The following is a 7,615-nucleotide window of genomic DNA, read 5'->3' as shown; positions in this document are numbered from 1 at the left end:
AAGTCACAGACACGGAGCCGCAGTTACCTCCTCCCTCCTCCCAATGACACTGCGGCTTCTTCGGGCGGATGGTGCTTGCACCATCCGCTTTTTCTTTGTCGGTCCGTTTTGAGAGATCGATTTCAGCGCGCGATGGCAGATCAGCAATGCGCCAGCCGCGACGGCTCGGTGTGCGCGATCTCCCGACCCACCGACACCGCATACGACAGCGCGGCGCCGCGCGAGATCCAGCGGTGGCCGCCGGCCAGGCAGCAGTCGCGGTACACCTCGCAGGGCGTGTTCACCGCGCCGCGCACGCGGCTCACGACGACGGCGGCCGTGTAGCCGCGGCCTCGCCCGCTCTCCTGCGCGGCCACGAAAATCCGGAAATCACCTTCGTTGAATTGCTGATCGAACTGCATCTCGCGCTCCACGGCGGCAACCCTGCCGCGAGGCGAGACTATGTTCGATGCCGCGCGGCAAATCCATCCATCCGATTGACTCCCTCTTCGGGGGGATCGATGTCGGATCCTGGATCCTGGCCGCGGCTCACAGCGATTGCAGGATGTCCTTGCGCTTCTGCTTGTACTCGTCGTCGGTGATCAGGCCCTTGTCGCGCAGCTGCTTCAGCGCGGTCAGGCGGCGCTCGATCTCGTCGGCCTTCGGGTCGGCCGGCTTGACGATCGGCGCAGCCGGGGCGGCTTGCACCGCAGGCGTCGCCACCAGCGGCGCGGGTGCCGGTGCCGGCGTGAGCGTCGCAGCCGCCGCGGGCGGTGCCGCCAGCACCAGCGGCGGCGGGGGCGGCGGCGTCGGCACGGTGGTGGCCTGCGTCAGCGACACCGTCAGCCAGTCGCTGCGCCGGTTGCCCGCCCCGGCGCCGACCAGCTTCACATCCGACGCCTTGCCGCGCGCGCCGTACAGGAAGTTCGGCGACATGCTGGTCGAGCGCACGATGTGCACGAACTCGAAGTTGCTGTCGTGGGCGATGAAGTTCAGGTTGCCGCCCTCGACGAACAGCCGCGCGGTGACGGCCGTCGGCGGCGCCAGGAAGCCGTCGCGCCGCGCGCTCGACACCAGCAGCACGTCGTCGCCGGGCTCGGCGTTCGCGAAGGCCTGGGCGATCGGCTCGCTGATCTCGGCCAGTTCGTCGGCGTCGAACAGCGCGCGTTCCTTGCCGCGCGAGTCGAGCGACTTGAACTGCCCCAGCGCGATCCGCAGCGCGTCGGGGTTCAGCTTCACCGGGTGCTGGTTCTCCGGGGCACCGGCCTCGCGAGCCAGCAGTTGCACGGTGCTGAACTCGCGGATGCGCCAGATGCGCTGTCGGGCCTTCGCGCTCTGCTCGGCCTGGGTGCCCTCGCGGCCCAGCAGTGAATCGAACAGGCCGGCGGCCTGCGCCGATCCCAGGGTGCTTGCGACGATGGCTGACACGACAACCAGCTTCAGCCGGAGAGATGCTCGTTTCACGGTAGGTCGGTCCTCGGGATGCGGGGGAAAACGGCGTGTCGCGGGTGCCCTCCACCCACGACGCGGGTCGCATTGTAGTTTTGCAACACGGTCCGGCGCCTACGCGTTTGTCCGCGTGCCCTCCAGGGATTCCAGGCCGTGCAGCCGCCGGTGCGCCCTGCCCTCCGCATCGAACACGTGCAGCGCCTGGGCTGGCGCCCGCCAGGCCACCCGGTCGCCCGGGCGGGCGCGGGTCAGCGCGCTGCCGCGCATCACCAGTTCCTCGCCGCCATCGGTGCGCATGTAGACGAGGTGCGATTCGCCGAGCTGCTCCACCAGCACCACCTCGCCGTCGAAGCGGACGCCGTCGTCGTTCTGCGCGGCGCTGGCCATCGCATTGGGCGCCACGCTCGTGAAGTGCTCCGGCCGGATGCCGATCTCCACCGCCTGGCCGTTGCGCAGTTCGCCGGCCTCGACCTGCGCCCGCGCCTGCGCACCGCGCGCGAGCGCCAGCACCAGGCCGTCATGGCCGCTGGCCGACACGGTCGCCGGCAGCAGGTTGATCGCCGGCGAGCCGATGAAGGTGGCGACGAAGCGGTTCGCCGGCTGCTCGTACAGCTCGACCGGCGTGCCGGCCTGCTGCACCCGGCCCTCGTGCATCACGACGATCTTGTCGCCGAGCGTCATCGCCTCGACCTGGTCGTGCGTCACGTAGACCATCGTCGCCTTCAGCTCGCGGTGCAGCCGCGCCAGCTCGACGCGCGTCTTCACGCGCAGCGAGGCGTCCAGGTTCGACAGCGGCTCGTCGAACAGGAAGAGCTTCGGGTCGCGCACGATCGCGCGGCCGATCGCCACGCGCTGGCGCTGCCCGCCCGAGAGCTCGCGCGGCAGCCGCTGCAGCAGGTGGTCGATGTGCAGCGCCTTCGCGGCGGATTCGATGCGCCGCCTGCGCTCGGCGCGGTCGGCGCCGTGCAGCTTCAGGCCGAAGGCCATGTTGTCGAACACGTTCATGTGCGGGTACAGCGCGTAGCTCTGGAACACCATCGCGATGCCGCGCTGCGCCGGCGGCAGGTGGTTGACGACCACGCCGTCGATCGCCAGCTCGCCGCCGGTGATCTCCTCGAGCCCGCACATCATGCGCAGCAGCGTGGTCTTGCCGCAGCCGCTCGGGCCCACCAGCACGACGAACTCGCCGGCGTCGATCTGCAGGTCGACGCCCTGCAGCACGACGGTGTCGCCATAGGATTTCGAGACGTTGGTCAGCGTGACTTGGGTCATGGGTGAAGTTACTTGAGGGCACCCGCGGTGATGCCGCGGATCAGCTGCCGCGACAGCAGCGCATACACCACCAGCACCGGCAGCACGGCCAGCGACAGCGCGGCCAGCACGGCGTTCCAGTCGGTCGCGAACTGGCCGATGAACTGCTGCACGCCGAGCGTCAGCGTCTGCGTGCCTTCCGAGGGCGCGAGGATCAGCGGGAACCACAGGTCGTTCCAGATCGGCACCATCGTGAACACGCCCACCGTGGCGACCGCCGGACGCACCAGCGGCAGCACGATGCGCAGGAAGATCACGTACTCGCTGACGCCGTCGCAGCGCGCCGCATCCTTCAGCTCGCCGGGCACCTGGCGGATGAACTCCGACAGGATCAGGATCGCCAGCGGCAGCCCCTGCGCCACGTACACCAGCACCAGCGCGGTCAGCGTGTTGACGAGGTCGAGCGCCACCATGGTCTGCAGGATCGACACCGAGCCGAGGCGGATCGGCACCATGATCCCGAACGCGAGGAACAGCGCCAGCAGCCGGTTGCCGGGGAAGCGGTATTCGGTCAGCGCCCACGCGGCCATCGCGCCGAGCAGCAGGATCAGGATCAACGAGCAACCGGTGACGATGACGCTGTTGGCGAACATGCCGCCGATCGACGCGTTGCCCAGCACCTTGGCATAGCCGACCACGCTGAGCGTGGCGGCGGTGGGCAGCCCGAGCGGGTCGTCGAAGATCGCGCGCCGCGTCTTGAACGAGTTGACCAGCACCAGCAGGATCGGGAACAGCACCAGCAGCGAGTAGCCGCCGAGCGTCAGGTGCACGAAGATCGACCGGGCCAGGCGGTTCACAACGCGAACCTCCGCAGCCGCCGCTGCACGACGAACAGGTAGACCGCGATGCCCGACAGGATCACCAGGAACATCAGCGTCGCGAGCGACGCGCCCATCGTCGCGCTGCCCGGCTGCGACTGGTAGCCGAAGAAGGTGCGGTAGAACAGCGTGCCCAGCAGGTCGGTCGCGAAGTTCGGGCCGGCCGAGGCGCCCTTCACCGCATACACCAGGTCGAAGGCGTTGAAGTTGCCGACGAAGGTCAGGATGTTGACGAGCCCGAGCGTCGGCAGGATCAGCGGCAGGCGGATCGCCCAGAAGATGCGCCACGGCCCGGCGCCCTCGACCACGGCGGCCTCGATGATGTCCTCGGGGATCGCGATCAGCGCCGCGTAGATCAGCATCATCGGGATGCCGATGAACTGCCACACCGACATCAGCGTCAGCACCGGCAGCGCGGTCTCCTCCATGCCGAGCCACGGGCCGAAGAAGCGCTCGAGCCCGACGAAGCCGAGCAGCTTCTCGGTGACGCCCCACAGCGGCGACAGGATCAGCTGCCAGCTGAAGCCGATGATCACCACCGACAGCAGCGTCGGCAGGAACAGCACCGTGCGGTAGGCCGCCGCGCCGCGCAGGCCGCGCAGCGACAGCAGCGCCGCCAGCACCAGCGCCACCGGGTTCTGCACCAGCGAGTGGATGACGAAGAACTCGACGTTGTTCACCATCGCGTTGCGGAAGCTCTCGAACCACTGCGGATCGAGCAGCAGCGTGCGGAAGTTCTGCAGCCCGACGAACGACACCGCGCCGTCGGGCCCGGTGCCGTAGGCGCTGAGCCGCAGCGTGTCGACCAGCGGCCAGGCGCTGAACGCGGTGTAGACCAGCACGGCCGGTGCCAGGAACACCAACACATGCCACGGAAAGCGTTTCATACCCAGCGGCCCCCGTGGAACCGGCTTTGCCGGGCCACCAGGGGCGCCCCCTCGGGGGGAGGCGCGCAGCGCTTCGGGGGGGACGTCATTTCTGCGGGGCGTACCACTTGGCGAAGCCGGCCTGGATGCGTTGGGCCGCATCCTTCGGCGCAAGCTTGCCGTTGAGGACCTGCGAGTTGACGGTCCACAGCTCGTTCTCCATGCTCGGCTCGCCGCGGCTCATCACCTGGGCGTTCAGCCGGATGGTCGACTTGCACTGCGCGCGCCAGCCGATCATCTGCCGCGCCACCGGGTCCTTCACGTCGACTGCATGTTTCGCCAGCGAGAAGAAGCCGGTCGCCTTGTTGGTGTACAGCTCGGCGAACTCCTTCGACGCGAGCCAGGTCAGGAACACCTTCGCATCCGCGGAATTCTTGCCGGCCTTGTTGATGCCCATGCCGATGTCGGTGTGGTCCGAGATGTAGCAGGCGTCGCCGGCCTTGCGCACCGGCGGCGGGAACGCGCCGAACTCGAAACCGGGCTCCTTCTCGAAGTACGCGATGTCCCACGAGCCGGTCGGGTAGATCGCCGCCTTGCCGGAGGCAAACAGGTTCTGCGAGTCGCCGTAGGTCTCGGCCTGGTAGCCCTTGGGCAGGTAGGCCGACCACTTGGCCATCGTCGCCCACACGTCGACGAACTCGGGATCGGTGAACTTCTTCTTGCCGGCGATCAGCGCGCGGCGGCCTTCCTCGCCCTTCCAGTAGTTCGGGCCGATGCCGGTGAAGACGATCTGGCTGGTCTCCCACTGGTCGGCGGTGCCGAGCGCGATCGGCGCGACCTTGCCTTGCGCCTTGATCTTGTCGAGCACCGCGAAGAACTCCGCCTCGGTGGCCGGCGGCGTGACGCCGGCGTCCGCGAAGATCTTCTTGTTGTAGAAGAAGCCGTGGATCACCGAGGCCATCGGCATGCAGTAGGTGTCCTTGCCGTCGTCGGTCTGCCACGCGACCTTGGCCGAATCGGGGAAGTTCGCGAGACCGGGCTCGCCGTCGAGCTTCGCGAGGCGGCCCTTCTTGTAGAGGTCGAGCGCCACGTCGAACGGGCGGCAGGTGATCAGGTCGCCGGCGCTGCCCGCGGCAAGCCGCGCGCTCAGCACCGAGTTGTATTCCGGCGGCGCGGTCGGCGAGAACTTCACCGTGATGCCGGGGTGCGCCTTCGTGAAGGCCGGCAGCAGCACCTCGTCCCACAGCGCCTTGTCGTCGGTGCGCCAGCTTTCGATGACGAGCGAGCCGGCTTGCGCGCTGGCGGCCAGGGCAAGTGCGGCGCAGGCCAGTGCGGTGCGAACGGGGCGGGTCATGGGCAGTCTCCTTCGGTGGATGGGCGGGGCGCAAGGTACCATCGGCCGCCGTGTGACACGAGGCCCGCACAAGGGTCCGCGCGCGACACCGCTGCACGAGGCCAAGTGCTTGTCATTCCAGGGATTTCCGACCATGAGGCGACAGGACGCGCTCACGCTTTCTTACGCTGCACTGCGCGCCTGCGCAGGCGCCGCGAAGGGCCGTGCCGCGCCCCGCGCCTTACACAACATTGCAATTCGCAGGGATTCGAAAGACGCGTGGCGCGGGTTTGCCCTGACGCTTCTGCTGCTCGCGGGTGCGGCGATCCATGCGCAGGCCCAGACCCTCGACGTGCTGCACTGGTGGACCTCGGCCGGCGAGCGCCGCGCCGTCGAGCAACTGGTGCAGCAGCTCGACAAGCGCGGCATCGTCTGGAACGACGCCGCGATCCCCGGCGGCGGCGGTGGCGGCGCGATGAAGGTGCTGAACAGCCGCGTGCTGGCGCGCGACCCGCCCGACGCCGCGCAGGTGATCGGCCGCACGCTGGCCGACTGGTCGGACCTGGGCCTGGTGCTGCCGCTCGACGAGGTGGCGCAGCGCAACCGCTGGAGCCAGTCGCTGTTCCCGGTGGTGCAGCGCGTGATCACGCACCGCGGCCGCATCGTCGCCGCACCGCTCGGCGTGCACCGCATCAACACGCTGTTCTACAACCAGCGGGTGTGGGCGCGGCTGAAGCTCGGCGTACCGAAGGGCTGGGGCGATGTCGAGCAGGCGGCGGCCACGCTGCGCAGCGCCGGCATCGCACCGTTCGCATGGAGTGACGAGCCGTGGCAGATCGCCACCGTGTTCGAGACGCTGCTGCTCTCCGAGGGTGGGCCGGCGCTGTATGCCGAGCTGGCCGCCACGCAGCGCTGGCAGGCCTGGCAGGACCCGCGCGTCATGAAAGCGCTGGAGCGGCTGCGCTGGCTGCGGCGCCTGAACGGAGAGACGGCCATCGAGCAGCGCTGGACCGCATCGGCGCGCCAGCTCTTCACCGGCGATGCCGGCATGCTGATCATGGGCGACTGGACCGGCGGCGAGCTGACCGCCTGGGGCGCGCAGGCCGGCCGCGACTACGGCTGCGCACCGGTGCCCGGCACGGCCGGCATGCACCTGTACAGCATCGACACGCTGGCGATGCTGGTCGGCACGAAGAAGCGCGAGCCCGAGCAGGAGCGCATGGCCGAGGTGGTGGTGTCGCCGGCAGCGCAGCTCGCCTACAACCAGGCCAAGGGCTCGGTGCCGGTGCGCGACGACATCGACCCGGCGCAGCTCGACGAGTGCGCGCGCGACTCGTGGCAGACGCTGAAGCGCGCCGACAGCCCGCAGCTGCCGAGCATCGCGCACCGGATGGCCGCCGACGAGGCCACGAAGGACGCGCTGGCCGATGCGCTGCACCGCTATCTGAAGGACCCCGCCGTCACGCCCGCCCGCGCGCAGGAGCGCCTGGTGGCGCTGATCCGCAGCGCGGCGCGGTCGCCCGCTTCTCCTTGAAGACTGCGCCCCGGACTGCACCATGACCCTCGCCCGCAAGCGCACCATCCTCGCCGTCGACGACGACCAGAAGACCCGGCAGCTGCTGAAGCTGTACCTGGAGAAGCACCAGTACGTGGTGCAGCTCGCGGCCGACGGCGCGAGCTTCCGCAGCGGCTTCGAGCGCTACCGCGACGACCTGAGCCTGGTGATCCTCGACGTGATGCTGCCCGACACCGACGGCTTCGCGCTGTGCCAGATGGTGCGGCAGCGCGCACCGACGCTGCCGATCATCATGCTGACCGCGAGCGCCGACGACACCGAGCGCATCGTCGGCCTGGAACTC

Annotated in this window: 8 protein-coding genes; 2 read left to right on the top strand and 6 right to left on the bottom strand. The window is 69.2% G+C overall.

Annotation, left to right across the window (positions count from 1 at the left end; genetic code table 11):
• Nucleotides 1–140 precede the first annotated feature (140 nt).
• From AC1DXV_RS28320 to AC1DXV_RS28295, 6 genes are all read right to left on the bottom strand, one after another.
• Nucleotides 141–401: a hypothetical protein gene (locus AC1DXV_RS28320; RefSeq protein WP_477871041.1), complete on the bottom strand. Its 261-nt coding sequence runs from the start codon at nt 399–401 to the stop codon at nt 141–143.
• A 127-nt stretch (nt 402–528) separates the two neighbouring features.
• On the bottom strand, nt 529–1,407 hold the full coding sequence (locus AC1DXV_RS28315; RefSeq protein WP_477936737.1) for an SHOCT domain-containing protein: 879 nt from the start codon (nt 1,405–1,407) through the stop codon (nt 529–531).
• A 135-nt stretch (nt 1,408–1,542) separates the two neighbouring features.
• Nucleotides 1,543–2,700, bottom strand: coding sequence for an ABC transporter ATP-binding protein (locus tag AC1DXV_RS28310; RefSeq protein WP_477872268.1), 1,158 nt, complete (start codon nt 2,698–2,700; stop codon nt 1,543–1,545).
• Nucleotides 2,701–2,708: 8 nt separating this feature from the next.
• A complete protein-coding gene (locus AC1DXV_RS28305) occupies nt 2,709–3,536 on the bottom strand; it encodes a carbohydrate ABC transporter permease (protein ID WP_477872266.1) in 828 nt (275 codons plus the stop codon).
• Nucleotides 3,533–4,444 carry a carbohydrate ABC transporter permease gene (locus AC1DXV_RS28300; RefSeq protein WP_477936735.1) on the bottom strand — a complete coding sequence of 304 codons (912 nt, stop codon included), beginning with the start codon at nt 4,442–4,444 and terminating at the stop codon, nt 3,533–3,535. Before AC1DXV_RS28300 ends, AC1DXV_RS28305 begins: the two co-directional genes overlap by 4 nt.
• An 85-nt stretch (nt 4,445–4,529) precedes the next feature.
• Nucleotides 4,530–5,777, bottom strand: coding sequence for an ABC transporter substrate-binding protein (locus tag AC1DXV_RS28295; protein WP_477870062.1), 1,248 nt, complete (start codon nt 5,775–5,777; stop codon nt 4,530–4,532).
• Between the two features lie 133 nt (nt 5,778–5,910).
• Here AC1DXV_RS28295 and AC1DXV_RS28290 point away from each other — a divergent pair, with 133 nt between their 5' ends.
• Nucleotides 5,911–7,290 carry an ABC transporter substrate-binding protein gene (locus tag AC1DXV_RS28290; RefSeq protein WP_477870060.1) on the top strand — a complete coding sequence of 460 codons (1,380 nt, stop codon included), beginning with the start codon at nt 5,911–5,913 and terminating at the stop codon, nt 7,288–7,290.
• A gap of 22 nt (nt 7,291–7,312) precedes the next feature.
• The coding region (locus AC1DXV_RS28285) for a response regulator (RefSeq protein WP_477936733.1) at nt 7,313–7,615 on the top strand (303 nt) is incomplete at its 3' end.

The organism is Rhizobacter sp. P3_C12, from assembly GCF_056402735.1.
This window is presented reverse-complemented; position numbering and strand designations above follow the sequence as displayed.

Bases quoted from the DNA above. Each gene is read 5' to 3' on its own strand.
- AC1DXV_RS28320 (WP_477871041.1), bottom strand. From the start codon at position 401: ATGCAGTTCGATCAGCAATTCAACGAAGGTGATTTCCGGATTTTCGTG.
- AC1DXV_RS28310 (WP_477872268.1), bottom strand. From the start codon at position 2,700: ATGACCCAAGTCACGCTGACCAACGTCTCGAAATCCTATGGCGACACC.
- AC1DXV_RS28300 (WP_477936735.1), bottom strand. From the start codon at position 4,444: ATGAAACGCTTTCCGTGGCATGTGTTGGTGTTCCTGGCACCGGCCGTG.
- AC1DXV_RS28295 (WP_477870062.1), bottom strand. From the start codon at position 5,777: ATGACCCGCCCCGTTCGCACCGCACTGGCCTGCGCCGCACTTGCCCTG.
- AC1DXV_RS28290 (WP_477870060.1), top strand. From the start codon at position 5,911: ATGAGGCGACAGGACGCGCTCACGCTTTCTTACGCTGCACTGCGCGCC.